This is a genomic window from Achromobacter sp. 01N37 (assembly GCF_056399725.1).
In genome coordinates, this window is sequence record NZ_JBFTRX010000006.1 from 296,317 (window position 1) to 322,127 (window position 25,811).

A 25,811-nucleotide genomic window follows, 5' to 3' on the forward strand; every position below is an offset into this window, starting at 1 on the left:
CCTATCGCGGCATGTGGCGATTGATCAAGCCACCAATCAATCCAGCGCCCGGTTCCTCGATTCCACATCCACGGACCAGATCGCGACGGCGCCCGCCACCAGCATGCTCGACAGCACCACCAGCGACAGCGTGAAGTGGCTGGTCATGATGGGTGCGATGATGGCCGGTGCGAACAGCCCGCCAAAGCGCGCCACTGCTCCCGCCATGCCCATGCCGCTTGCGCGCAGGTCTGTCGGGTAGACCTCGGGCGTGAACGCGTACAGCGCGCCCCACGTGCCCAGCAGCGAGAAGCTCATCAACAAGGTCGAGCCGATCACAACGGCAGGCGACGTGCCCAAGCTGTACAGCATGCATCCCACCGCGCTCAGGATCAGGAAGCCGATCAGCGTGGGCTTGCGGCCCCAGCGTTCAACGCCATAGGCCGACAGCGCGAAGCCGGGCAGTTGCACCAGCGCCAGCAGCACCAGAAATTCCTGCCCGCGCATGAAGGCGAAGCCTTCCGTGCTGAGCTTGACCGGCAGGTAGACGAAGACGCCGTAGTACGCGATGGAGATCAGCGCCCATGCTAGCAACAGCCCAATACTGCGGCGGCGATAGCTGGACGAGAACAGCGCGAACATGGATTTGTGCACGGGCGCTTCCGGTTGCAGCGCAGGCACTTCGACGTCACGGCGGTTGACGCGCGCAACACGCTCCAGCACCTTGCGCGCCTGGTCTGACTTGCCGTTCCGATTCAAGTACATCGGCGATTCAGGGATGTAGAAGCGCAGCACCACACCGATCAAGGCAGGCAGGCCGGTCACGAAGAAGATCACGCGCCAGGCGTCATCGCCCCACGACACGGCGACCAGCGCCAGCAGCGCCAGGAAGATGGTGCCCACGGCCCAGAACGATTCCAGCAGCACGAGCCAGCGGCCACGGCGATCACTGGGCAAGAATTCCGCCATCATCGTGTAGTCCACCGGCAGCGTGCCGCCCACGCCGATGCCGGTCAGGAAACGCAGGAACAGCAGCCACGTGAATTCCGGCGCAAAGGCCGACGCCACGCCCGCGCAGGCGTCGATGACCACGGCAATCATCAGGACCGGGCGCCGCCCGATGCGGTCGGCCATCCGGCCGAACACGAAGGCGCCAATCAGCATGCCGATAAAAAAGAACGTGCCGCTCTGAAGCGCTTGCGGCACGGTGATGCCGAAGGTCTTCGCGATGGACGGCGCGGAGAATCCGATGGACAACACTTGCATGGCGTCGGCCATCCAGACCAACCCGAATATCACGAAGAGCCGGTACTGGAACTTGCCGACACCCGCCACCTGAATGGCTTTGTCCACTGAAACCAATGAAGCTGACATAAATGAAACCCCTTGATGTGATCATCGCTAAAACCGCACGCGTTATGTCCGCGTTTCCTTAATGCAGCGCCGCATGCTCGCGTAGCCGCTTAATCGTTGCCGTGGGATCAGGCCAAGGCGGCGCTTGTGACGCATGGCGTTCCCGCAAATAACCGACCAAGTCCGCGACCTGCTGGTCGTTAAGGCTGTCCTTGAATCCCGGCATGTATCCCAACGCGTCGTCGGCGGGTTCCTGGATGCCATTCAAGATCACCTGGATCAGGTTGTCGGGCGTGGCCGCATGCACGTTGGTGTTTGCGCTTAGCAACGGCCTTGCGCCAAACAGCGTGGGGCCGCTGCCTGCGTCATGACAGGCCGCGCAGGCGTTCTGATAGATGCGTTCGCCATTGGCGCGACGGCCCTGAAGGGCATGTATCGTCGCGGCGGCGGGCGGGGGGGTGGTGGTGATTGGCGACGGCGCGGGGGTCACTGCGTAAGGCGATGGCCCGGTAGCGGCGGCGTCAGGCGACGGCGCAGCGGGCATATCGGCGGAAGCGGTCAGATCGCCCACCGCCGCCGGAGCCGCCGCGCCCGCCCCCTTCGGCAAGTCCAACAGATACGTCGTGATGGCGCGCACGTCGCTATCGGGCAATTCGGCCAGGCCATGAATGACCGGCGCCATCGGCCCCGCCGCCACGCCATGCCGCGTTGAATAGCCCGTGCGCAGATACTGAAACAGCTCATCGCTGCCCCAGGCGCGCGGGCCGCTGGCCAACTGGTTCAGCGCGGGCGCGGTCCAGCCTTCGGCCTCGCCGCCCGCCAGATAATGCACGCCGGTTTTCTCCGCGCCCAGTGGGTTGCGCGGGGAATGGCATGCGGCGCAATGGCCTGCGCCTTCTACCAGATACGCGCCCCGCAACCACTGCGCGCTGCGCGACGGGTCGGGCGTGAACGGCGTGGCGTCGTGAAACAACGCGTTCCAGCCCGCCAGCAGCGGACGCATATTGAACGGGAACGCCAGCTGTGTCTTGGGCGGTTCCGACTTCACGGCAGGCTGCGACATCAAGTAACCGTACAGCGCCTGCATGTCCGCATCGCTCAGCTTGGCGTAGGCCGTGTACGGGAATGCGGGATACAGTTGCCGGCCATCCTGATGCACGCCTTGGCGCATGGCGCGTTCGAATGCCGTGTACGACCAGCGGCCAATACCGGTGTCGTTGTCGGGCGTGATGTTGGTGGTGTAAATCGTGCCGAAGGGGGTGTCCAGCGCCAGGCCGCCCGCATTGGTTTGGCCGCCAGGGGCCGTGTGGCAGACCATGCAATCGCCCGCGGCCGCCACCAGGCGCCCGCGTTCAAGCGCACGCATTGAATACAGCGACACGTCCGGCCCCGCCGTAAGCGGCAGCGCCGGCTTCATCGGCCAGAGCGTCACGGCCAGACCCGCCAGACCTGCAAGCCCCGCCGCGCCCGCAGCCAGCCACACCCTGGCGCGCGACAAGGCAGTGCGCGCGGGGCGGCGTCCCGCCAGCGCCACGCGCAATGACTCGGCTTCGAACGGCGCTTGCCGCAGGCGCACGCCGGTTGCGTTGTGGATGGCGTTGGCGATGGCCGCCGCTGCGGGCAAGGTCACCACGCCGTCCACGTCCAACTGGCCTTGCGTGACGACATCGCCCACAGGCTCGCGGCGGCTCAGTTCATGCGCAGTTTCGTATCGGGACAATGCGCCAGACGAGTCATCCGCGCCCTGCGATGCCGGGCTGGACCAATCGTCGAAGGCGGGTGGCGCGGCCAGCAAGCGGCGGGCGTTCTCCAACAACCACGGAGATTGGCTTTCTATTTCAGCGCGCACCGGCGCGCTGTGCGCGGGGTGCGCGGGGTGCGCGGGGTGCAGATGCTGGCTATCATGCCCGGCAACCACGCGGGTCACATCGACGTGGCCGGTCTGCGGCTGCACGGCCACCTCGGCGACCCAGGCGCTCCACACCGTGCGGGCCGCGCCGGATTCGTCCGTGCATTGCACCTGCGCAGTGGCGAAGCCGGTTCCGCGCAGCACGCCCGCCCGCGCGGGCGGGGTGTCAGCCGCGGGCAGACCCGCCTGTTCAACGACTTGGCGCGCCAAGTTGCGCGCCCTGCCCTCGGGCAAGTGCCGCAGCCGCCATTGCACGGGGTCTTCGTTCAAGGCCAAGGCCTGCTCATGCCACAAGCTTTCCTGCGCAAACACCTGCGCGGCATTCAAGGCATCAACACTTGCGTGCAGCGGCACGGCAGCGCGCTTGCCGAACGCGATGGGCGCATCGCTGCGCGCGGTGGCCTGCGCCGAGGCACCGGCCTGCCCAGGCTGGCTCAACATGCGCGCCAGACTGGGACGCACCGCCCAGGGCGCATCCGATGCAAACACGTTGTTCAACGCATCAGCTGAATGCGCGGATGGCGATATCGCGGCGCGATCGGAAGCCAAATCAGCGGCCACATCAGGGGCCAAATCAGAGCCCAAATCAGTGCCCACGTCAGTGCCCACTTCAGTGCCCACATCGGACCCCACATCGGAGCCCATATCAGAGCCCATATCAGAGCCCATATCAGAGCCCAAATGAGAGCCCACATCGGCAGCCACCGAACCGTTCGCCTTCGACACGCGCAGCACGAGCTCATCGGCCGCCCCCGACTGGCAAGGCACGCACACCGGCCGGCCCACGGCCTGCGACAGCAGCGCGGCATCGGCCGCGGCGTCCATCAGGTCCAGGGGATGCAAGGCGTCTGTGGCGATAGCACGCGCGCCATCGCCTTCCGCCGTTACCGTGATCGCTGCGTCTTGCTGCTGTAGCAGCACCGCAAGCTCGCGCCTGATCAACGCCAGCGTTGCCGCCGTGCAAGCCGGCAGCCACACGCGGGTGTGCCCGTTCAAGCTCCATGCCACCACACGTGCGCCCACAGGCGGTTCGGATTGTGACGGCCGCAATGTGTATTGAAGTGCATCAGCATCCACCTTGGACGCCGGCGATGACGCATCAGGCGTCAAGCGCTGCCACACCGGCGCCAAGGCCGCCGCCGCTTGCCGCGCGTATAACGGCGTCACCGCCACCACGCCCGCGAAATGCGTGCGCAGCACCGCCGCCACCACACCCGGCTGCGCGCGAACCTCTGCCAGCTGCACCCGCTGCAATACGCTGCCCCGGTAGCGCGCGCCGTCCCACAACACCTCGGGCGGACGCAGCGCCAAGCCGTGCAACAGATCATCGGGCAGCGCGGCCGGCAGGCTGGCGGCGCGCGAGGGTGCGTCGAAAGGAATTGCGCTCATCGCGTGGGCTCGCCCTTCGCCGCCCGCAGCTGCACCGCCCGCATCGCCGCCTGCATGATCTCGACATGCGTACCGCAGCGGCACAGGTTGTGATGCAGCTCGCTGCGTATCGCGTCTTCAGTGGGGTTGGGATTGCGCCGCAGCAGCGCTTCCACCGTCATGATCATGCCGTTCAAGCAGTAGCCGCATTGCGCCGCCTGGCAGTCGATGAAGGCTTGCTGCGTGGGGCCGGGCTGCTCGCGCGTGCCCAGCCCTTCCAGCGTGGTCACCGCCCGCCCCTGCGCCGCCTTGACCGGGATGACGCACGACCGCGCCGCCACCCCATCGATCAGCACCGTGCACGCGCCGCATTCGCCCAGGCCGCAGCCGTACTTGGGGCTGTTCAGCTCAAGATCGTTACGCAATACGTGCAGCAGCGCCGTCCCGGGCGCGGCCGGCACGGCGCATTCGCGTCCGTTGACGGTCAAGCGGATCGGAGGGGTGACGCTGCTTGAATTGGCTGAAGATCCCATGGGGCGTGACGCATGTCGGCAGTTCGGAAGGTACGAAGGTTGCCGCGACGCGGGCTGGGGATCAAGCCCCTTTGCCCGCGCGGCGGACACGGCGTCAGGCGGCGGCCCGGGACTTGGGGTCCACAAGCGGCGCGCTGAACACGTCGTAACCAAAGCACCAGGACGGGTCCTCGTTAGTGCGCAGCCAGGTGTTGTCGTGCGAAATGCGTTGCACCTTGCTGGCGCGTTCGGCGCGGTTGGCTTCGTACAGCGCAAACGCCAGCTCGTGGTTGTTCACGCCAACTTCCTTGAAGCAACGCGCCAGCATGGCGCCATCTTCAATGGCCATGGCGGCGCCTTGCGCCATGTGCGGCTTCATCGGGTGGCAGGCGTCGCCCAACAGCACCAGGCGGCCCCGGCTCCACAGCGGCAGCGGATCACGTTCCAGCAATGACCACTTGGTCACGTCCACCGTGGCGTCAATCAGCGCCTGCACCGTGGGATGCCAGCCGCTGAACGCCTCGCGCATTTCGTCCTTGCTGCTGGGCAGCCAACGGTCATTCAGGTCCCAGTGTTCGACGGGTACGCCCGTCACGTAATAGAGCTCGTCCGCCTTGCCGGTCACGAAGTACACCATCATGTGGCGGTCGTCGCTCCACCATTTCACGCAGGCGTCGAACGGCAGCATGCCGGCCTTGACCTGCGGCGTGGGAAACACCGCGCGGTGCGCCAGATAGCCTGCGTACTTGGGCAGTTCCGGCCCCAGCAGTTCTTCGCGGATACGGGAGTTCACGCCGTCGGCGCCGATCACGATGTCGGCTTCTTCCGACGTGCCATCGGCAAAGTGCATCACCACCACATCGCCCTTGTCTTCCACGCGCGTCAGGCTCTTGTCGTAGACAACAGCGCTCTTGGGCAGGGCGTCGATCAGCAAGGCATGGAAGTCGCCGCGGTGCACGGTCAGGTACGACGCGCCGTATTCCTTCACGGCGTAATCACCCAGCGGAATCTGCGCCAGGATGTCGCCCGTTTCCCAGTGGCGGCTGTACCAGTAATCCGGGTGCGACCCCTGAGCATTAAGCGCGTCTTCGACCCCGATGCGGCGCAGGATCTTCATGACGTTCGGCCCCACGTGGATGCCGGCCCCTAGCCGCGAAAAACCCGGCGCCTGCTCGTAGACGCGGACATTCAGCCCTTCCTTGAGCAACAGCGCTGCGGTGGCGGCGCCGCCGAGACCCGCGCCGACGATGGCGATACGAGGGGATGTAGACACGGAACTTCTCCTTGCTGTTTTTTGAAAATCCAGAAAAGCGAACGCTTGAAAATTATGAAGTACACGCTTTAATTTTTGGTACCAAAATTTTCAGATCAAGCGTAAACCCCAAGACAGAGCACCAAAATAGTGCCTATATTTCACATGATTAGGTGAAAACCACTACGGAATGCAGGCTGGTCATCTGTCTCGCTCTTTGCAAGAATAGAGCGTATACGCTTCTTTTGAATTTATCGAAAACCCTAGGACCGACACTTTTTCAAGGCTTCCTACATGACGAAGACATTCCGAATTGGCCAGATCGTCCCCAGCTCGAACACGACGATGGAAACTGAAGTGCCCGCCATGCTGCAGGCGCATTCGTCGCTGCGCCCCGCCGACCGCTTTACGTTCCACTCCAGCCGCATGCGCATGAAGAAAGTGCAGAAGGAAGAGCTGGCCGCCATGGACGCCGAGAGCGACCGCTGCGCGCTGGAACTCAGCGATGCGCGGGTCGATGTGCTGGGCTACGCCTGCCTGGTCGCCATCATGGCGATGGGGCGCGGCTATCACCGCGTCTCGCAAAAGCGCCTGACCGAACGCACCGCCGAAAACGGCGCATCCGCCCCCGTCATCACCAGCGCCGGTGCGCTGGTGGAAGCGCTGCACGTCATGGGCGCAAAAAAGATTGCGCTGGTCGCGCCCTACATGGTGCCGCTGACCGAACTGGTCATGGACTACATCGCCGCCGAGGGTTTTGAAATTGTGGATTGGCGCGCGCTGGAAATTCCCGACAACCTGGAAGTGGGCCGCCATGACCCCGCCAAGCTGCCGAGCATCGTCGCGGGCATGAACGTGGCCGATGCCGATGTGATCGTGCTGTCGGCCTGCGTGCAAATGCCGTCGCTGCCGGCGGTGTCGCAAGTCGAAGCCGAAACGGGCAAGCCCGTGCTCACCGCGTCCATCGCCACCACCTACGCCATCCTGAAGGAATTGGGGCTGGACCCGGTGGTGCCGGGCGCTGGCGCCCTGCTCTCGGGCGCGTACCCCTATTCCCGGAGCGCACAATGACCCCCAGCACCTATCTCTACGGCGGCCAGGTACACGCCAACGGCATCCGCCAACACTATCTGCGCTATGGCGGCACGGCCGATAACCGAGCCAGCCGCGCCGCCGTCATCCTGATCCCCGGCATCACCAGCCCCGCCGTCACCTGGGGCTTTGTCGCCGAACACCTGGGCCGCCAATTCGACACCTATGTGCTCGACGTGCGCGGTCGCGGCCTGTCGGCCTCCGGCCCCGGGCTGGACTACGGCCTGAACGCGCAAGCCGCCGACGTCACCGCTTTCGCGCAAGCCTTGGGGCTGGAACGCTACACGCTCGTCGGCCATTCGATGGGCGGCCGCATTGCCGTGCGTGCAGCCAGCAAGCAACCGCAAGGGCTGGCAAGTCTGGTCATCGTTGACCCGCCCGTGTCCGGCCCCGGCCGCCGCGCCTACCCCGCCAATCTGGCCTGGTACGTCGACTCCATCCGGCAAGCCACCCACGGCATGACCGCCGAAGACATGAAGGCGTTCTGCCCCACCTGGACCGAGGCCCAACGCCAGTTGCGCGCGCAGTGGCTGCACACCTGCCATGAGCCCGCCATCGTGCAGAGCTTTGAAGACTTTGGCCGCGACGACATCCACGCCGACCTGCCCCGCATCACCGTGCCGCTGCTGTTGATGACGGCCGAAAAAGGCGGCGTGGTCGGTGACGACGACGTGGCGGAATGGCAGGGCCTGGCGCCGCAGACGCAGCATGTGCGCGTGCTGGGTGCGGGCCACATGATTCCCTGGGACAACGAAGCCGGCTTCTACGCCGCGTTCGGCGATTTCCTTGGGGCTCGGGTGGACTGACGCGCCCTCTACCAATCACTTTGCCGCCTTAAGGAATTCGCCATGTCCGTCAGCGATATCGATTTGATCCACGCCTGGAAGCAGGTGCTAACGCTGTCCCGCTTGGAAGCCGGCCAGATCGTCACCGTGTTGACCGGCGCCGACACGCATCCGCAAACCTTGCGCTGCGCAATTGCCGCCGCCACCGACATGGGCGCGCGCGTCAACCGCCTGGACCTGCCGCCCGTCAACGCCGATAAATCCATCAGCCGCGATGCGCTGGCGTATCTGGGCACCACGCCGCTCACCGGCAACCCGGCCGCCATCGCGGCGCTGACGGCCAGCGACCTGGTTCTGGATTTGATGACGCTGCTGTTCTCACCCGAGCAGCACGAGATCCTGAAGACCGGCACCAAGATCCTGCTGGCCATCGAACCGCCCGAAGTGCTGTGCCGGCTGGTGCCCACCGACGCCGACCGCACGCGTGTGCAAACCGCGGCGCGCCGCATCGAAGCGTCCAAGCAGATGCACATCACGTCAGACGCCGGCACCGACCTGCGCTGCGCGCTGGGCGACTTCCCGGCCATTTCCGAATATGGTTTTGTCGACCAGCCCGGCCGCTGGGACCACTGGCCCAGCGGCTTCGTGCTGACGTGGCCCAACGAAGGCCAGAGCAATGGCCGCGTGGTGCTGGACCGCGGCGACATCCTGCTGCCCATGAAAGACTACGTGACCGACCCCATCGAACTTGTCATTGAAAGCGGCTACGTCACGCGCATCAACGGCGGTTTGCAGGCCGACATCCTGAAGGAATACATGGCGGCCTATGACGATCCGGAAGCCTATGCCGTGTCGCACATCGGCTGGGGCTTGCAGCCGCGCGCGCAGTGGTCAATGCTGGCGCACTACAACAAGGAAGCGCATATCGGCATGGACGCCCGCGCCTTCGAAGGCAACTTCCTGTGGTCCATGGGCCCCAATAACGAAGCAGGCGGCAGCCGCAATACCGCCTGCCATATCGACATCCCGATGCGCCATTGCAGCGTCGCACTCGACGGCCAGCCCGTCGTGATTCGTGGCGTGGTGCAAGACGAACCCGGACTGGCGCGCGCCGCCCGCCGCAAGGACACCCCATGAACGCATCCACCCAAACGATTCCCGCCGATGCCGTGCCCGGCGACATCTCGGCCTATTCCCGCCAGGGCTTCGGCACGCCGCTGCCGCTCAAAGCGCCCTTCGGCTTGTTGATCGTCGACTTCGTCAATGGCTTTGCCGACCCGGCCGTGCTGGGCGGCGGCAACATCCCTGAAGCCATCGCGCAGACGCGCCACCTGCTGGCCCATGCCCGCGCGCGCGGCTGGCCCGTGGCCCACAGCCGCATCGTGTTCTCTGACGACGATGCCGACAGCAACATCTTCTGCCTGAAAGTGCCCGCCATGCTGGCGCTGAAAGAACACAGCCCCAACAGCGCCATCGTGCCTGAGCTGGCCCCCGCGCCCGGCGAATACGTGGTGCGCAAGAGCACGCCGTCCGCCTTCTTCGGCACGATGCTTGCACCGTGGCTTGCGCAACGCGGCGTGCAGACCTTGCTGGTGGCCGGCTGCGTCACCAGCGGCTGCGTGCGCGCAAGCGTGGTGGACGCCATGCAGGCGGGCTTTCGGCCGCTGGTCGTAGCCGACTGCTGCGGCGACCGCGCCCTGGGTCCGCATGACGCCAACCTCTTCGACATGGCGCAGAAGTACGCCGCCGTCATGCCGTGGGAGCAAGCGCTGTCAGAGACTAACGCCATGGTGGACTCCCTAATGCCGGCGGCTCGCTGAACCCGGCATAATCATCGCCCGGCCTGGACCTGCCCCAATGCCCCTGCCCCAGCCTCACCATTTGTCCCCCGCGCTGCTCGCTCATGCCGACGCATTACTCGTTGTGCGCGAGCCCACCGCGCCGCCCAAGCCGGCGCCGGGGCAACCCGGCACCGCGACGGATTATGTTCAGGCCACCCCCGAAATCTTCGTCGCGGTGGTGGCCGATGGCAGCCGGGTGTCGGAAGGCGGCGCAGGCTGGCGTGTGCTGGCCTTCAATGGCCACGTAGACCTGGGCACCGGCATCCGCACGTCGCTTGCGCAAATCGTCGCCGAAGAAATCGACGTGCCGATGGCGCGGCTGGACATGGTGCTGGGCCACACCAACGCCGCGCCCAATCAAGGGCCAACCATTGCCAGCGCCAGCATCCAGATCTCGGCCGTTCCACTGCGCCGCGCCGCCGCCCAGGCGCGCGAACACTTGATGCAGCTGGCCGCCGAACGATGGAACCTGCCGCGTGACGCGCTGCGTGTGCGCGACGGCGTGGTGCGCCCCCGCTGCGACTATGACCCGCGCCAGTTGGACTACGGTGAACTGCTAGCCGGCCAGCACATTCGGCTGACACTGGCCCCGCCCGATCAACCCGTCCGCTTGAAGCCCGCCAGCGACTACCGCATCGTTGGGCAAGGTGTGGCGCGCGTGGACATTCCCGCCAAGGCCACGGGCGAACTCAGCTTTGTGCATGACGTGCGCGTGCCTGGCATGCGTCATGGCCGCGTGGTTCGTCCGCCGCATCCCGGGCGCGACGCCGGAGACTTCATTGGCCGTTGCCTGATCGATGTAGACCGGGATTCCGTCGCGCATCTGCCCGGCAACGTGCAGGTGGTGGCGCAAGGCGATTTCATCGGCGTGGTGGCGGATCGTGAAGAGCAGGCCATTGCCGCGATGCGCGCGCTGAAGGTGCGCTGGAAGCCGATTCCGCCCGCGCCGCAATTGGACGATCTGGCTGCCGCCATCCGCACGAATCCGTCGAAGGCACGGCCCTTGATTGAAGACGGCGACGTGGATGCCGTCTGTGCCCAGGCCGCCACGCATTTGCGCCGCACCTACGTCTGGCCCTATCAGATGCATGCATCCATCGGCCCGTCTTGCGCCGTGGCGGATTTTTGCGACGGCCGGCTTACCGTCTGGACCGGCACGCAGAACCCGCACATGCTGCGCACCGATCTCGACCGCCTCTTGAAACTGGGCGAAGGCCAGATTGAGCTGATCCGCCTGGAGGCCGCCGGTTGTTATGGCCGCAATTGCGCCGACGACGTCTGCGCCGACGCGGCCTTGCTGTCGCGGGCCGTGGGCGCGCCCGTGCGCGTGCAACTCACGCGCGAACAAGAGCATCAGTGGGAGCCCAAAGGCACCGGGCAATTGATGGACGTGGGCGCGGCCATTGATGCGCAAGGTGAGCTGCTGGCTTACGACTTCGCCGTGCGTTACCCGTCCAACGACGCGCCACTGCTGGCGCTGCTGCTGACGGGCGCCATACCGGGCGAACCGCGCACGTTGGAAATGGGCGACCGCACCGCCGCGCCGCCCTACCGTTACGCAAACCGCCGCGTCGTCTGCCACGACATGCCGCCCATCGTGCGCTCGTCCTGGCTGCGCGGCGTGTCGGCGCTGCCGAATTCCTTCGCGCATGACTGCATGATCGACGAACTGGCCGAGGCGGCAGGCGCCGACCCGGTCGACTACCGCTTGCGCAACCTGGATGACGCGCGCGCCGTTGCACTGATCGACGCCACCGCAAAACACGCCGGATGGCAGCCACGCACGCCGGGCAGCCGAGGCAAGCCGGATGCCGACGGCATGCTGCATGGCCGGGGCGTGGCCTATGCCCGCTACGTGCATAGCAAGTTTCCCGGCTTTGGCGCGGCCTGGGCCGCCTGGGTCATCGACCTAAGCGTCGACGCCGCCACCGGCCGCCTCCGCGTGCAACGCATCGTCGTCGGGCAAGACACCGGCATGGTGATCAACCCGGACGGCGTGCGCCATCAAATCCACGGCAACGTCGTGCAAACGCTCAGCCGCTGCCTGCTTGAAAAAGTGGACTTCGACCAGGCCGGCGTATCCAGCCGCGAATGGGGCGGCTACCCCATCATCGGCTTCAAAGATCTGCCCGCTATCGATGTCTTGCAGATGCCGCGCCAAGACGAACCGCCCATGGGCGCGGGCGAATCGGCTTCGGTGCCTGGCCCCGCCGCGATTGCCAACGCGCTTTTCGATGCGACCGGGCGACGCTTCTATGAAGCCCCGTTCACGCCCGAGTCGGTGCGCGCCGCGCTGGCGGGCTGAGCGTTTGACGGGAAACCCACGCATGACCGACATCAACCTATTGGTATTGCGCCACGCCGTCGAATGGGCACACGCCGGCATTCCCGTGTGGCTGTTCACGGTGGCGCGAACGTGGGGCTCATCCCCCCGGCCACCCGGATCGATCATGGCAACGAACGCGCAAGGCGCGGTGGCTGGGTCCGTGTCGGGCGGCTGCATCGAAGATGATCTGGCGGCGCGCGTGCAGGAAATGGACGCGGCGCCACAGCCGCCCGCCGTGCTGCGCTATGGCGTGCTGGCCGATGACGCGCGGCGCTTCGGCATCCCCTGCGGCGGTACGGTGGAATTGGTGATGGAACGCGTCGGCCCGCAAAGCCTGTTGCCCGAACTATTGAACGCCTGCATCCAACGGCGTTGCGTGGCGCGCACGCTGGACTTGGCGTCGGGGCAGGCCACGCTGCAAGCCGGCCCGCCCGACGGCGCACCGAGCTTGGCCGCCACCACCTTCACCACGCACTTCGGCCCTACCGCGCGGCTGATCGTGATCGGCGCGGGCGACACCAGCCGGTATCTGTGCCAGATCGCCCTGACGCTGGGCTTTGACATCATCGTCTGCGACCCGCGCGACGCGCATCCGCACGACTGGGCGCAGGCGGGCATGACGTTCACGCGTGAAATGCCCGACGACGTCATCTTGCGGCTGCGGCCCGACAGGCGCACGGCCGTCATTGCGCTAACCCATGATCCGAAGCTTGATGACCTGGCGCTGATCGATGCGCTGCAATCCGACGCGTTCTACGTCGGCGCAATCGGCTCGCGCAAGAACAGCTTTCAGCGGCGGTCGCGGCTGCGCGAGTACTTCGATCTGGATGAGGCCGCGCTGAACAAGCTGCACGGCCCGGCCGGCATTTTCATTGGCAGCAAAACCCCCGCCGAGATCGCGTTATCGATCATGGCGGAGGTGGTGGCCGCGAAGAATGGCGCGGCACAAGACACGTGGGAACGCGTGGCCCAGGGCAAGGAACGGCCTGCCCTGGAAGGCCCGTAGGCACCCTTAGACGCCCTTAGACGCCCTTAGACGCTGTCCAGGCTGGAGCGGTCCACCTCGGCGGCGGCCGATTGCGCGGCGCGCATTTCCTCGATGAAGACCGGCGCGCACACGCCAGCGATCAGCGCCGCCAGATCGTGATCCGCCTTGTCATAGGCATGGCGGCCGCTCAGCATGTTCAACGACCCGATCACCCGGCCCTCGTGACGCACCGGAATGTTGAACGCCGATTGCAACCCGCGATCAATCAGCATCGGCGCTTCAGAGAACACCGTGCGCACATCGTCTTCATTGCTGGCCACATACAGCCGCCCTTGCTCCAGCACATGGCGCGACCAGGGGCCGCTGCCGGTGGCCTTGAAACCGCCCAGCGGGCTGATGCTTTCGTCTGACGTGTACAGACGCTTCATCAGCTGATGCGACTCCAGATACAGCAGCGCCGTGAAGAGCTTGTGCCCGAAGGCTTCCTCAAGCAGGCCAGAGATCACGTTCCACTGCGCCTCGCGGCTGCTTGCCAGCCCCAAGGCCCGCGCATGCCTGGCCCACGGTTCGAATGCCGATGCGGACGTCATCAGCTGATCTCCTCAAGCACCACGCCACGCGTGTTCTTGCCGAAGAACAGAATGCCCAGGCCGCCCACCAGCAAAATGGCCGTCATCATGGCGAACACGCCCGCAAAGCCCAACACCGGGTACGCCACGCCCACGATGGTGGGCGACGCAATCGAGCCGATCCGCGCAAAGGCCGACGCCGCGCCCATGCCGGTTGCCCGGATAGAGGTCGGGTAGATTTCGGCGGTGTAGGTGTACTGGCCCGCGATCACGCCGTTCATGCCGAAAGACAGCAGCATGCTCAACATGATGATTTGCTGTTCGCCACTGGCCAGCGCCAAGCCCAATGCCGACAGGCACGACAGCAGCATGTAGATCAGAATCGTGTACTTGCGACCGATCTTGTCGTTGAAGTACGCGGCCGAGAAGTAGCCCGGAATCTGCGACAGATAAATCAGGATCGTGTACGAGAAGCTCTTGGTGATCGTGAAGCCGCGTTCAACCAGCAGGCTGGGAATCCACACCAGGAAGGCGTAGTAGCAGAACAGCACGGTGATCCAGAACACCCACACCAGCGCCGTCGTGCCCAGATACTGTTTGGAGAACAGCGAGGCCAGCTTGGCCATGGCGGTCTGTTGCGCGGCAGGCTTGGAGTTGGCCTTGCGCGTGGACACGGGCGTGGGCAGCGGACGGCCCAGCTTTTGCTCCACCTCGGCTTCGATGGCCGAGCAAATGCGGTTGGCTTCGGCGGTTTGGCCCGTGTGTTCCAGCCAACGCGGCGACTCAAACAACGACTTGCGCCACCACAACAGGAACACCACCGGCACGGACGCAATGATCATGATCCAGCGCCAGCCATCGTCGCTCAACGGCACGATGAAGTAGCCCAGCAACGCCGACATCACGAAGCCGAACGAGAAGAAGCCGGCCAGCGCGCCGGTGAAGCGGCCGCGATACTTGCTGCTGACGAACTCCGCCAGGTACGGCGCGATGATGGCGCCTTCCGCGCCCATCCCAATGCCCGCGATCATGCGCAGGATGTAGAACTCGTGATAGTTGCGGGCAAACGCGTTGATGAAGGTGGCCACGCAGAACAGCAGCAAGGCCCACATCATGATTTTCTTGCGGCCGTAGCGGTCGCCCAGAATGCCGGAGAACAGCGCGCCCACCAGGAAGCCCACATAGGTGCTGCTGGCGATCCAGCCGATCTGGCCGGTGGAAAGCCCCCATTGCACGCGCAACGACGGAATGATGAAGGCAATGATGCCGGCGTCCAGCGCTTCAAAAGCGAGGCCCAGGCCGCCGATCATCAGCAGCCGGAAATGAAAGCTGGAGAACGGCAGCCGCTCCAGGCGGTCCGATACGGAATACATGATGACGATAGTTCCGGTAGAAATGTGAAAGCGGGCGGGGCGCGCGGGCATTGAGCGCACGCGTGCCTGGCCCGGCAGGGGCTGGGTTCAGTGCTTAGTTCAGCGCGTTCTTGTGCAGCAAGCCGCGGTTCATGATCAGCTTGAGCGAATCGGGCTTGGTCAACAGCGCGATGTCATCCAGCGGATTGCCATCCACCAGCAACAGGTCGGCATGGGCGCCCTCGCACACTTCACCGAGCAGGCCTTCCTGATTCAGGATCTCGGCGCCGATCAGCGTCGCCTGCTGAATCACCTTGGCGTTGCCCAGCACGCGGGCGCGCAGCGTCAGTTCATCGGCTTGCATGTAGTGGGTTTCGCCCAGCAGGTCGCTGCCGTAGCCCATCTTCACGCCGACTTCGTCCAGGATTTCAAGCGCGGTCAGCCCTTGCGTGCGCACGGTGGCAATCTTCTTCACGGAGTCCAGCGGCAAGCCATAACGCTCGCCGTCATTGGCCAGGCCTTCATAGGTGATCAGCGTGGGCACCATGTACGCGCCGTGCTCTTTCATCACCTGCGCGGCCTCGCGGTCGACCAGGTTGCCGTGTTCGATGGTGCGAACGCCGCAGCGCACCGCACGCGTAATCGCGCGCGGCGTGTAGGCATGCGCCATCACATAGGTGTTGGCGTTGCTGGCTTCTTCCACAATGGCGATCAGCTCGGCTTCCGAGAAGCCCAGGTTCTGAATCGGGTCATTGGGCGAGGCCACACCGCCAGACGCCATGACCTTGATCTGGGTGGCGCCCTTCAGGATTTCTTCGCGCACCGCCAGGCGGCAGTTGTCCACGCCATCCACCACGCGGCCGATGTTGCCGATCTTGACCGAGCACGGGCAGGGGTCGAGTTCGTCGTTGCGCTGGCGGAAGTCGCCATGGCCGCCCGTCTGCGACAAGGCCTTGCCCGAGCAGAACAGGCGCGGCCCATCGACCGTTCCGTCCAGCACGGCTTGCGCCAGCGCCCAGTCGGCGCCGCCCGCGTCACGCACCGACGTGAAGCCGCGGTCCAGCATGCCCTGCATGATGGGCAGCGCGCGCAGCAGGGCCAGCGCATTCGGCAAGGACGCCACGCGGCCCAGGTTGAACGACGACGCCACCACGTGCACGTGGCAATCGATCATGCCCGGCATCAGGGTCATGCCCTTGGCATCCAGCACCTGCGCATCCGGCGCCGTCAATTCGTCGGCGCTGATGCGGGTGATCATCCCGTCCTCGATCAGCACATTGGTTGCCTCTTCGAGGACCAGTGATCGGGTATTCAAGATCTTGCAATTCTTAACAACAACCGGCTTCATAAATAAATCACGCTATCTGTTCAACATGCAGGAAATTCAGCATGGCGAACTCTACCGGTACAATCCAAACGTCCGATACCGGGTCTCCCCTTAGGGAATCGACACAAATTTGAACAGCCTTATGAGTAATACTCATACCCTGTCTTTTCCGGCTGGGTGATTGCCGCCCCGGTATTCGCCGACCGATGTATTCGCTCACGCATGGTTTAACTGCCCCATGAGACGCCGCTGCCCCACCCTCTCTGAATTGAATGCGTTCACCGCAGCGGCGCGCCATCTGTCGTTCTCCAAGGCGGGCAAAGAGCTGTTCGTTACGCAAAGCGCCATCAGCCGGCACATCGCCACGCTGGAAAGCTACCTGGGCCACGCGCTGTTCATTCGCGCCACCAACGGCCTGCAGCTGACCCGCATGGGCGCTACCTACCTGAGCCTGATCCGACCGGCGCTGCACACGCTGGAAAGCGCCACGTCGCAGGTCATGGCGACCCAACAATCGGCCAAATCGCTGAACGTATCGGCCGCGCCCACGTTTGCCGCGCAATGGCTGTTCCCCCGCCTGAAGACCTTCCGCGAATTCAATCCCGACATCTCCATCAACTTCGTCCGCTACAGCGTGGCGGATTACAAAAGCACCGAACTGGATTTCGATGCGTCCATTCAATATGGCTACGGGGATTGGCACGACGGTGACGCCAAGTACCTGACGGGCCGGGAAACCCGGCTGGTGTGCTCGCGCGAGTATCTGGACCAGCATCCCATCAGCAGCCTGGAAGACATCAAGCAATGCACGCTGTTGCAGCACATTGAGATTCCGCTGTCGTGGGAATACTGGTTTTCTACTTACCTCGGCGATTATGACCGCGCGCGTTTCGGGCCGGGGTTCAATCTGTTTTCGATGATTATCCAAGCCGCGTCGTCAGGCTTTGGCGTGGCGCTGATGCCGCATTGCCTGATCGAAAAGGAATTGGCCACGGGGCAATTGGTGGATATATTCGACCGCACGTTTGAAAGCCCGCTTGGCTATTATCTTTGCGCGCCCAACTGGCGCAGCAATATGGAAAGCTACGACCGGCTGAGCCAGTGGCTGTCGCATGAGTGTTTGCATGGCGCGTCAGGGCCGGCTGCGGCAGACTGCCCTTACTGCGACGCCAGTGAATCAGCTGATCCGCTTGGGCAGCACGGCCCGCATCCAGCGTGACAGCAGCGGCCGGATGCGCTGATTGTGCAGAAGCACTGCACCCAGCACGCCAATGAACGCCCCAATCACCGTATCCACGAACCGCGCCTGTATCACCGCCGAGGGATAGCCCTGGCCCAGATGCGGCGCCTCGGCAAGGAAGATCGTCAGCGGCGTGATCAGCGCCACCGCGCTGGCGTAGTGCCGCACCACCAAGGTTTCTATCCCGAACGACAGCGCCATCATCACCAGGCTCAACGTCCACACATTCAGCGGCAGGCTCAATAATGCCCACGCCACGCATAAGCCCAGCGCCGTACCAAAAATTCGATGCAGCTGGCGGTTCCACGCCGCCCACAAGCTGGCCCCCTGGATAATCGCCAGGCAGCTGACGGGCACCCAATAGGGCCGCGGCAATTGCAGCAGTTCGGCCACCAGCAAGGAAATTCCTACGAACAGCCCGATGATGATGGAGTCATACACGACAAAGTCAAAGGTCGGCTTGGGCAGCGGGGTTTCAACAGGAGGCGGCGCCACGCGCGTCATGTGCAGGGAATAGGCAAACGCCACCAGGCAGGCAACCAAACACCCCAGCGCCACCATGCCTACGCGCATCGGCACATCTTCAATACGCCCCGGCGTGTAGGCCGCAATGGCTGTCGCCATAATGAAAAACAAGCTGCCCGGCGGGCCTAGCCGGTAGCAGCGGCACACCATATTGACCAGGATGGCGATGATCGTCAGCGCGGCAACCATCGCGGTGGGCCAGAACTGCGTCAGCGCGCCCACCGCAAAGCAGGCCACCATGCCGAACGACGCGGCCAGCAACATCATCATGCGGTGCTGCAAGGAAGAATTGGGCAGGCTCAGGAACACCATGCCGCCCAGGCTGGACATCAAGCCATAATCCATGCGCCCGAAATACGCGCCCACCATCAGCGGCAGGCCCGACGACAACGCCGCCGCCAGCGGCATTTCCCAACGGCGGTCGCTGGTGTTGACGCGGATCAGTTCACGCCACGTATCCCCGCACCTGCTCCTTGACGAAGCCAATCGGCCGCCATAACCCGCGGCTTTCGCGTGCATCCCTGTTGTCGTCGTCTTGTTTCATCCCTGGCCCCTCGTCGGCATGGCGAAGATTATCCTCCGCAAATTCCGTCCAGTGGATTTAACGGGAATTCCCTGATATTCCCGCCCCGGCGCGCTGGCTACCATTCCGCGCACTCGGCCACCGGCCGACAGAATACCCATGCGCTCAACGCGCGGAGACACCATGAAAGCACTTAAACACGTCGCGGCAGGCACCGCATTATTCCTTTCGTCCTGGGCGGCCACCGCCGGCGTGACTTTCGATAGCGTCAAGAATAAGGGCTTCGTCCAATGCGGCGTGTCCACGGGCGTGGCTGGCTTCTCGGTCAATGACAGCAAGGGCGGCTGGATCGGCCTGGACGTCGACCTGTGCCGCGCGCTTGCCATCACCATGTTTGGCGACCCCGCCAAATCCAAGATCATGGCGGTCAGCGCCGTGCAACGTTTCACCGCCCTGCAATCCGGCGAAGTGGACGTCTTGCCGCGCAACACCACGCTGTCGCTCACGCGTGACACCACCTTGGGCCTGATCGGCGTCGGCGTGAACTACTACGACAGCCAGGGCATCATGGTGAACAAATCCTTGAACGTGAAAAGCGCCAAGGAACTGGACGGCGCAACCGTCTGCGTGCAGCCCGGCACCACCACGGAACTGAACCTGGCGGACTGGTTCCGTTCGCAGAACATCGTCTTCAAGCCCGTTGTGGTCGAGCGTCTGGACGAGATCATCCGCGCATTTGCAGTGGGCCGCTGCGATGCCTTCACCGGCGACAAATCCCAACTGGCCGCCGCGCGCAGCAACTTGGAGAACCCGGGCCAGTACGACATTCTTCCCGAGAACTTCTCGAAGGAACCGCTGGGCCCGATGGTGCGCCAGGGCGACGAGCAATGGTTCAACGTCGTGCGCTGGACGATGTTCGCCATGCTGGAAGCCGAGGAATACGGCATCACGTCGAAGAACGTGGATGAAATGCTCAAAAGCACGAATCCCAACGTGCAGCGCCTGCTGGGCGTGACGCCAGGCATGGGCAAGAACCTGGGCGTGGACGATAAGTGGGCCTACAACATCATCAAGCACATCGGCAATTACGGTGAGAGCTTCGAGAAGAACCTGGGCCCCAGCAGCCCGTTGAAGCTGTCGCGCGGATTGAACGCGTCGTACCGCGATGGCGGGCTGATGTATGGGTGGCCGGTGCGCTAAACGCGCGTAGAACGCGGCTCCTGAACGGCCGGCGAACGCCCAACGCGCTCGCCGGCCGTTTTGCGTTTGGGGAGCGGGTGGCAGGATATGCCGAGCCGGGTTGGGCCGGATGGGTCTGCACAGGCACCGGTTTGGAAGCCGCGCAGCAGAATCGCCCGGAGAAACCAGACCCCGGGAGTCGTTACACTGGCGGTTCACCTCCTGCGACCATTCTGTTCGCGCCTGCCCCGCCTAGATGACGACAACCTCCCCCTCCGCCCAGTTCTTCCCCGCCGGATTCGTGCCCACCGAGGAACAGACCAAGATCCAAACCTCGCGGAGCCGGACCAGCCTTGTCATCGCCAACGCAGGCGCCGCCAAAACCACCACCTTGGCGCTGCGCGTCGGCGAGGCCCTGACACGCGGCTTGCCGCCCGAAGACATTCTGGCGCTGACCTTCACGGACGAAGCCCGGCAGGTTCTGCAAACGCGTCTGGTGGAAGTCGGCATCGCCTACAACACGGCGCGGCGCGTCAATGTGCTGACCGTTGAAGAGTTCGCGCAGCGCGTGTTGTCGAAAATCGAAGACGGCAAACCCGAGAGCCTGCCGACCACGCGCGAACAACAAAGCTATGCCTTGTATGCGCTGGAAAACGTCGCCATCAATCACGCGCAGTATGCAGACGATCTCGACATTCGCACCCACAACACCGCGGTCAGCCAGTTTCTGGATAATCTGCTGAAACTGAAAGCCACGATGATGTTGTCGCCCGACAATATTGCCGACCCCGAATACACCGCCAACAGCCTGGGCATTCCGCTGACGGATTATCTGTGGGCCATCGAATATGAAAAGCAGCGCATCGACGTCTTCGGCTTCATCGACGCGCGTGGCTTCTTCGATGCCACGTACGACCTGGCCTGCCTGATACGCAACGGCGCCGACGCGCGCGACGTGCTGCCCGCGTACCGGCTGGTCTTGTGCGACGAGCTGCACGACATCAACGAGGCCTCGTTCTGCATTATCGAAGCGCTGCTAAGCGTGGGCATCACGTACTTCGTCGGCGTCGGCGATAAAGACCAGGTGATCTATTCGCACTTGGGCGCCGACGAATCGTTCCTGCAACACCGCATCGCGTCCAGCTTCCCCGACTGCGTAAGCTTCCCGCTGACGATGACCTACCGCCACGGCCCGCATCTGGCCTACGCGATGGAAGCCTTCAAACGTAAACCCGTCGATTCAAACCTGCCGTTGCGCACGGATATACACGAACGCCCCTACGCGCGGGCCCCGGGCGCGTGCGGCGCCGAGGTCGTGCGCGCCGTGCTTCAGTGGAAGCAAGACCGTAAACCGCTGGACGGCTGCTGCATTCTGCTGCGCGATGCGCACCAATCCATCGAAATCGAAAACGCGCTGATGAACGCCGGGGTGCAATACCGCACGCTGACGATGAAGAGTTACCTGCTGCGCGAAGAAATCCTGTTCCTGCGCGGCATGATCGCCATCGCGCTTGACGACTTCCACCACGTCGCCACGCCCGCCACGCGCGAAGCCATCGTCGACGCGCTGACCACCTTTGCCGAAGTGCCGCTAACGCCGCAGGAATTGCGCGAGGCCCAAACCACGCTGGCCAAGGAACCGTCCGCGCTCAAGCACTTTTTCACCGGCCAGATCCAACGCGTCGGCAGCCCGGCGGCGCGCGGCCGGATTTCTGACGCGGTGGCGCACTTGCGTGAAGTCTCCGCCGACTCCCCCGCCTTCGCCGCGCTGGAAAAAGTCCGCGAACTGGTGGACATGGATAAGCTGGCAACGCGTCTGTACGTGCATCCGTACGAAGCCTCCGTCGTCACCAAGTCCATCACCGGCTTCATCGCTTCCGCAAAAAGCTCCGGCAAAACGCTGCGCGAATTCTCAGAATGGATCGGCGCCGCCGAAGCCTTCGCGGACGCCCGGCCCGGAAAGAACACGGTGCAGCTGGACTGCATCGCGAACGTCAAAGGCAAGGAATTCGACCACGTCATCCTGCCGTTCATGGACGCCGGCGAGTTCCCGAATCCGCTGCGAAAAGTGAGTGAGGAAGAAAACCTGTTCTACGTCGCCGCGACGCGTACGAAAGCACGGTTGACGCTGGTGTCTACGGAAGACGCGGCACGGCGCAGCGTGTTTATCGGGCAGATGCAGCTGGCGGGCATTCAACGACGCGCAGATACCGCCGTGCGCCGGAACATGGCGGCACCGGTGCAGGCGGTGGGCCATCGGGATTTGCGGGTCGCGTATGCGAATCGGGACGTGGTGAAGGCGCTGGGCGCGCAGTGGGATAAGACGAGAAAGGTCTGGTACGTGCCGAGCGGGATGGATCTGGAGGCGTTTCGGGAGTGGTTGGTGGAGTAGGCGTTGTTATCTTTTGTAAGATATCCGCGCCTGTCGTAGCCCCCCGGACACCGAGCCCCGTCTCGCTCCCGTTTATCATTACGGGGTAGTGAGCACGCTCAAATGCGTTACTCTCCCCTTCCCCAATCACTCCCCCCCTCCAGGAGCCCCACATGGCACAAGCCTCCGCCCGTCACATCCTCGTTTCCACCGAAGCCAAGTGCAACGAACTCAAGACCTCCATTGAAAACGGCGCTGACTTCGCTCAAGTCGCCAAGGAAAACTCCAGCTGCCCGTCGAGCCGTGACGGTGGCAATCTGGGTACGTTTGGCCCGGGCCAGATGGTCAAGGAATTCGATACCGTCGTGTTCAGCGCCCCGGTTGGCGTTGTCCAGGGTCCGGTGAAGACCCAGTTTGGTTATCACCTGGTTGAAGTGACCAGCCGCCAGGACTAAGTCCCGCCGCTGCACGCAAAAAAAACTGCCGCCTGGGGTGACCCGGCGGCGGTTTTTTTTATTGCTGTTTGCGATTGCTGTTGCGATTGCTGCCCGCGCTTGCAATCCTCGCGCCAACGTATCCGGCGCTATCCGTCCTTGCCCGTCATCACCCGATGCGCCAAGGCATCTGCGTCCAGCCCGGCGATATCCCGTTCGATGACCTTGACGCCGCCCTTCAGGATCGCCACACGATCCGCCAGCGCCACCACATCCGCCATGTTGTGGCTGATCAGGATCACTGTGCGTCCTTCTTCGCGCAGTTTGCGCACCAGGTTCAACACCAGCGCGGTTTCCTTGACGCCCAGGGCGGCGGTGGGTTCGTCCATGATGACGACGCGCGCGTCCCAGCGCAGGGCGCGGGCGATGGCGACGGCTTGGCGTTGGCCGCCTGACATGCGTTCGACGGGGCGGTCCATGTCTTCGATGGGTACCGACAGGCGCTGCAAATAGCCGCGTGCTTCTTCGGCCATGCGGCGCTTGTCCAGCACTTGGAACGGCCCCACGCGGCGCACGCGTTCCGCGCCCATGAAGACGTTTTCCCAGATGGACAGGCGCGGCGCCAGCGCTAAATCCTGGTAGATCGTTGCAATGCCCTGCACCAGCGCGTCGTGCGGCGAGCGGAACGCGACCGGCTTGCCGTTCAGGCTCAGGTTGCCGCCCGTGGGCGCTTGCGCGCCGGAGATGATGCGGATCAGCGTGGATTTGCCCGCGCCGTTGTCGCCGCAGATGGCCATCACCTTGCCTTCGGGCACGTCCAGGTCCACGCCCTTCAGGGCCTCAACAGCCCCATAGGACTTCCGAATCTGGCGAAGCGACAACGCGGCGGTCATGGTGGTCACGGTTTTGTCAGGGTTACTTGGCGGCGGGTTGCAGGAATTTCTGGACGTTGCTGGCGTCGACCAGCACGGAATCCATGAACAGGTACGGGCCTGACGCCACCTTCTCTTTGGGTTCCTTCTTCACGACGATGCGGTCGATTGAGTCGATGGCGCTGGTGCCCAGTTGCTCGAACGGGATCATCATCGTGGCGGTGATCAGGCTGTTGGGGTCGGCGATGCGGCGATAGGTTTCAGGGCCGCCGTCCACCGATACCAAGGTGATGTCGCCCTTCTTCATGCCTTGGGATTGCAGCAGGTCGTCGATGACATAGGCTTGCCCGTCAAACGATGCCCACACGCCTTTGAACTGGCCTTGATGGCGCAGAAACAGCGCCTGCATACCGTTGCGCACGTCGTCGCGCCAGCTTTGAGTGCGGGCCATGCTGAACTTGGCCAGGTCTTTGACGGCGGTGTTTTCCGTGAGGACGGCGTCGAGCATCTTGCCGCGAATGCGGGTGCCGGAGTTGCCATCAAAGCGCGCGGACAGGATGTTGCCCTGGTAGCCCATCTTGCCCAGCAGATACAGCACCGACTGCGCGCCGGTGGCGTATTCGTTAACTTCCACGTCGAACAGCATGTGCGGGCTGGCGCCGGACATCACACCAACAACGGGGATGCCTTTCTCTTTGGCGGCTTGCAGCTGGGCATCGGTTTCCACGGGCTTGCCCATGGCGATGACGATGGCGTCGACCTTCTTGTTGACGAGCGTATCCAACTGTTCGGCCAGTTTGGGCAGTGAGCCTTCGGCGTTCAGTTGCGTCACGGTCCAGCCTTTGGCGCGGGCGGCTTCGGCCGCGGCGTTGGCGACACGGGCGTGCGTTTCGGACGACATCTGGAACGCGACGATGCCCACGTCAAAGGCGTGAGCGGCGCTGGCGGCCAGGGCCTGGACAGCAAACGCGCTGACAAGCAGCGTGCGCTTAAGCAATGTCTTCATGGTGGTTTCCCCTTCGGATCAGAATTTGAAAGCCGCTTTCTTCAGCACGGCCGATGACACCGCGACGGACGCGATCATGATGAAGCCCAGCACGATGTCCTGCACGTAGTACGGCGCGCCCATCAGCACGAGGCCGTTGCCCAGCACCTTCAAGATCAGCGCGGCAACAAGCGTGCCGGGGATGTTGGCGTGGCCCGGGTTGAACATGGTCATGCCCAGCAGCACAGCAGCGATGGCGTACAGGAAGTAGTCGCCCGCCATGTTGGGCGCGGCGGACGACAGGCTGGACGTGAGCAGCACCGCGGCCAGGCCGGCGCACACGCCGGACAGCGCCAGGCCGATGCTTTTCATGGCGCGGATGTTGATGCCGGCCAGCCGCGCGGATTCCCCCGCTTCGCCCGTGGCCGTCATGCGCGCGCCGGTGCGCGTCCACTTGATCAGGAAGTAGGCGGCCAGCACGGTGCCCAGCATCCAGAGCACCAGTGCGGGAATGCCGAAGGGTTTGGCGCGCGCCAGATCGGTGAAGGTGGCGGGCCAGCGGCCCACGTAGGACACGCCGTCGGTCAACATGAAGGCGAAGCCGCGCGCCATGGCCGCCATGCCTAGCGTCGCAATCAGTGAAGGGACGCGCAGTCGGGTCACGGCAATGCCGTTGACCAGGCCGCAGAGCAGCCCGACGCCCAGGCCCGCTGCAACCGCCATCAACACGGGCTGGCCGGTATGCACCAGCGCGCCGGTGACGACGGCGGCAAGGCTCGCCACGTCGGCCACGGATAAATCCAGTTCAGCGGTAACCAGCGCCAGCGTGAAGCCGATGGCGATGATGGCCAGGAAGCTGGTTTCCTTGGCGATGTTCAATAGATTGTTCGGCGCCGCGAAATTTTGCGCGGCGATTGCGAAGAAGCCCACCAGGACCAATCCTGCGATTGCCGTGCCGTACTTTTCCAGGATGCCGCGCATCGACTTGACCCTTGCTGCGTTGATTTTCGTTGTCGTGCAAGGGTTATC

At 64.1% G+C, this 25,811-nt stretch carries 21 protein-coding genes; 10 read left to right on the forward strand and 11 right to left on the reverse strand.

Features of this window, described 5'->3' with window-relative positions; all coding sequences use genetic code 11:
* Positions 1-36: 36 nt before the first annotated feature.
* The 4 genes from AC1DSJ_RS16855 to AC1DSJ_RS16870 form a co-directional block, all read right to left on the reverse strand.
* Entirely contained in the window at positions 37-1,353 is a 1,317-nt protein-coding gene (locus AC1DSJ_RS16855; protein WP_175171015.1) for an MFS transporter, read from the reverse strand.
* Between the two features lie 58 nt (positions 1,354-1,411).
* Positions 1,412-4,630, reverse strand: a complete 3,219-nt coding sequence (locus AC1DSJ_RS16860) for a c-type cytochrome (RefSeq protein ID WP_441371678.1) — start codon at positions 4,628-4,630, stop codon at positions 1,412-1,414.
* The gene (locus tag AC1DSJ_RS16865) at positions 4,627-5,142 is read right to left on the reverse strand and encodes a (2Fe-2S)-binding protein (RefSeq protein ID WP_427945113.1); all 516 of its coding nucleotides are present in this window, start codon (positions 5,140-5,142) and stop codon (positions 4,627-4,629) included. Before AC1DSJ_RS16865 ends, AC1DSJ_RS16860 begins: the two co-directional genes overlap by 4 nt.
* Before the next feature lie 94 nt (positions 5,143-5,236).
* On the reverse strand, positions 5,237-6,394 hold the full coding sequence (locus tag AC1DSJ_RS16870; RefSeq protein ID WP_054427518.1) for an FAD-dependent monooxygenase: 1,158 nt from the start codon (positions 6,392-6,394) through the stop codon (positions 5,237-5,239).
* 273 nt (positions 6,395-6,667) lie between these two features.
* On the opposite strand from AC1DSJ_RS16870, the gene AC1DSJ_RS16875 reads away from it, so the two are divergent.
* The 6 genes from AC1DSJ_RS16875 to AC1DSJ_RS16900 are packed head-to-tail and all read left to right on the forward strand — an operon-like array spanning position 6,668 to position 13,423.
* Positions 6,668-7,444 carry a maleate cis-trans isomerase family protein gene (locus AC1DSJ_RS16875; protein ID WP_441371679.1) on the forward strand — a complete coding sequence of 259 codons (777 nt, stop codon included), beginning with the start codon at positions 6,668-6,670 and terminating at the stop codon, positions 7,442-7,444.
* On the forward strand, positions 7,441-8,271 hold the full coding sequence (locus AC1DSJ_RS16880) for an alpha/beta fold hydrolase (RefSeq protein WP_441371680.1): 831 nt from the start codon (positions 7,441-7,443) through the stop codon (positions 8,269-8,271). Before AC1DSJ_RS16875 ends, AC1DSJ_RS16880 begins: the two co-directional genes overlap by 4 nt.
* Positions 8,272-8,313: 42 nt before the next feature.
* Complete coding sequence (locus tag AC1DSJ_RS16885) at positions 8,314-9,387, forward strand: 2,5-dihydroxypyridine 5,6-dioxygenase NicX family protein (protein ID WP_441371681.1); 1,074 nt, start codon at positions 8,314-8,316, stop codon at positions 9,385-9,387.
* Positions 9,384-10,070 (forward strand): isochorismatase family protein, encoded by a 687-nt coding sequence (locus AC1DSJ_RS16890; protein ID WP_054427514.1) that lies wholly within the window; start codon positions 9,384-9,386, stop codon positions 10,068-10,070. The genes AC1DSJ_RS16885 and AC1DSJ_RS16890 overlap by 4 nt, the downstream gene beginning before the upstream one ends.
* A 37-nt stretch (positions 10,071-10,107) precedes the next feature.
* The gene (locus tag AC1DSJ_RS16895) at positions 10,108-12,396 is read left to right on the forward strand and encodes a xanthine dehydrogenase family protein molybdopterin-binding subunit (RefSeq protein ID WP_441371682.1); all 2,289 of its coding nucleotides are present in this window, start codon (positions 10,108-10,110) and stop codon (positions 12,394-12,396) included.
* A gap of 22 nt (positions 12,397-12,418) precedes the next feature.
* Positions 12,419-13,423, forward strand: coding sequence for an XdhC family protein (locus AC1DSJ_RS16900; RefSeq protein ID WP_441371683.1), 1,005 nt, complete (start codon positions 12,419-12,421; stop codon positions 13,421-13,423).
* Positions 13,424-13,449: 26 nt separating this feature from the next.
* On the opposite strand, the gene AC1DSJ_RS16905 is transcribed toward AC1DSJ_RS16900, so the two are convergent.
* The 3 genes from AC1DSJ_RS16905 to AC1DSJ_RS16915 form a co-directional block, all read right to left on the reverse strand.
* The gene (locus tag AC1DSJ_RS16905; RefSeq protein ID WP_342066798.1) at positions 13,450-13,995 is read right to left on the reverse strand and encodes a GAF domain-containing protein; all 546 of its coding nucleotides are present in this window, start codon (positions 13,993-13,995) and stop codon (positions 13,450-13,452) included.
* Positions 13,995-15,347 (reverse strand): MFS transporter, encoded by a 1,353-nt coding sequence (locus AC1DSJ_RS16910; RefSeq protein WP_441371684.1) that lies wholly within the window; start codon positions 15,345-15,347, stop codon positions 13,995-13,997. The genes AC1DSJ_RS16905 and AC1DSJ_RS16910 overlap by 1 nt, the downstream gene beginning before the upstream one ends.
* A 94-nt stretch (positions 15,348-15,441) precedes the next feature.
* Positions 15,442-16,674: a metal-dependent hydrolase family protein gene (locus AC1DSJ_RS16915; RefSeq protein WP_054427509.1), complete on the reverse strand. Its 1,233-nt coding sequence runs from the start codon at positions 16,672-16,674 to the stop codon at positions 15,442-15,444.
* A gap of 247 nt (positions 16,675-16,921) precedes the next feature.
* Between AC1DSJ_RS16915 and AC1DSJ_RS16920 the strand changes: the two genes are divergently transcribed.
* The gene (locus AC1DSJ_RS16920; RefSeq protein WP_346551768.1) at positions 16,922-17,872 is read left to right on the forward strand and encodes a LysR substrate-binding domain-containing protein; all 951 of its coding nucleotides are present in this window, start codon (positions 16,922-16,924) and stop codon (positions 17,870-17,872) included.
* Here AC1DSJ_RS16920 and AC1DSJ_RS16925 read toward each other — a convergent pair.
* Complete coding sequence (locus AC1DSJ_RS16925; protein WP_441371685.1) at positions 17,831-18,937, reverse strand: FUSC family protein; 1,107 nt, start codon at positions 18,935-18,937, stop codon at positions 17,831-17,833. The two genes, AC1DSJ_RS16920 and AC1DSJ_RS16925, sit on opposite strands and share 42 nt — an antisense overlap.
* Before the next feature lie 187 nt (positions 18,938-19,124).
* Between AC1DSJ_RS16925 and AC1DSJ_RS16930 the strand changes: the two genes are divergently transcribed.
* The 3 genes from AC1DSJ_RS16930 (at position 19,125) to AC1DSJ_RS16940 (ending at position 22,946) form a co-directional block, all read left to right on the forward strand.
* Positions 19,125-20,141 (forward strand): amino acid ABC transporter substrate-binding protein, encoded by a 1,017-nt coding sequence (locus AC1DSJ_RS16930; RefSeq protein WP_054427506.1) that lies wholly within the window; start codon positions 19,125-19,127, stop codon positions 20,139-20,141.
* Positions 20,142-20,376: 235 nt separating this feature from the next.
* Entirely contained in the window at positions 20,377-22,512 is a 2,136-nt protein-coding gene (locus AC1DSJ_RS16935; protein WP_441371686.1) for an ATP-dependent helicase, read from the forward strand.
* Between the two features lie 152 nt (positions 22,513-22,664).
* On the forward strand, positions 22,665-22,946 hold the full coding sequence (locus AC1DSJ_RS16940) for a peptidylprolyl isomerase (protein ID WP_054427504.1): 282 nt from the start codon (positions 22,665-22,667) through the stop codon (positions 22,944-22,946).
* Positions 22,947-23,074: 128 nt separating this feature from the next.
* On the opposite strand, the gene AC1DSJ_RS16945 is transcribed toward AC1DSJ_RS16940, so the two are convergent.
* Genes AC1DSJ_RS16945 through AC1DSJ_RS16955 form a run of 3 tightly spaced genes read right to left on the reverse strand, consistent with a single transcriptional unit; the run spans position 23,075 to position 25,763 of the window.
* Entirely contained in the window at positions 23,075-23,818 is a 744-nt protein-coding gene (locus AC1DSJ_RS16945) for an ATP-binding cassette domain-containing protein (RefSeq protein WP_054427599.1), read from the reverse strand.
* A gap of 22 nt (positions 23,819-23,840) precedes the next feature.
* Complete coding sequence (locus AC1DSJ_RS16950; protein WP_346551733.1) at positions 23,841-24,803, reverse strand: sugar ABC transporter substrate-binding protein; 963 nt, start codon at positions 24,801-24,803, stop codon at positions 23,841-23,843.
* A gap of 18 nt (positions 24,804-24,821) precedes the next feature.
* Entirely contained in the window at positions 24,822-25,763 is a 942-nt protein-coding gene (locus AC1DSJ_RS16955; protein WP_054427502.1) for an ABC transporter permease, read from the reverse strand.
* Positions 25,764-25,811 lie beyond the last annotated feature (48 nt).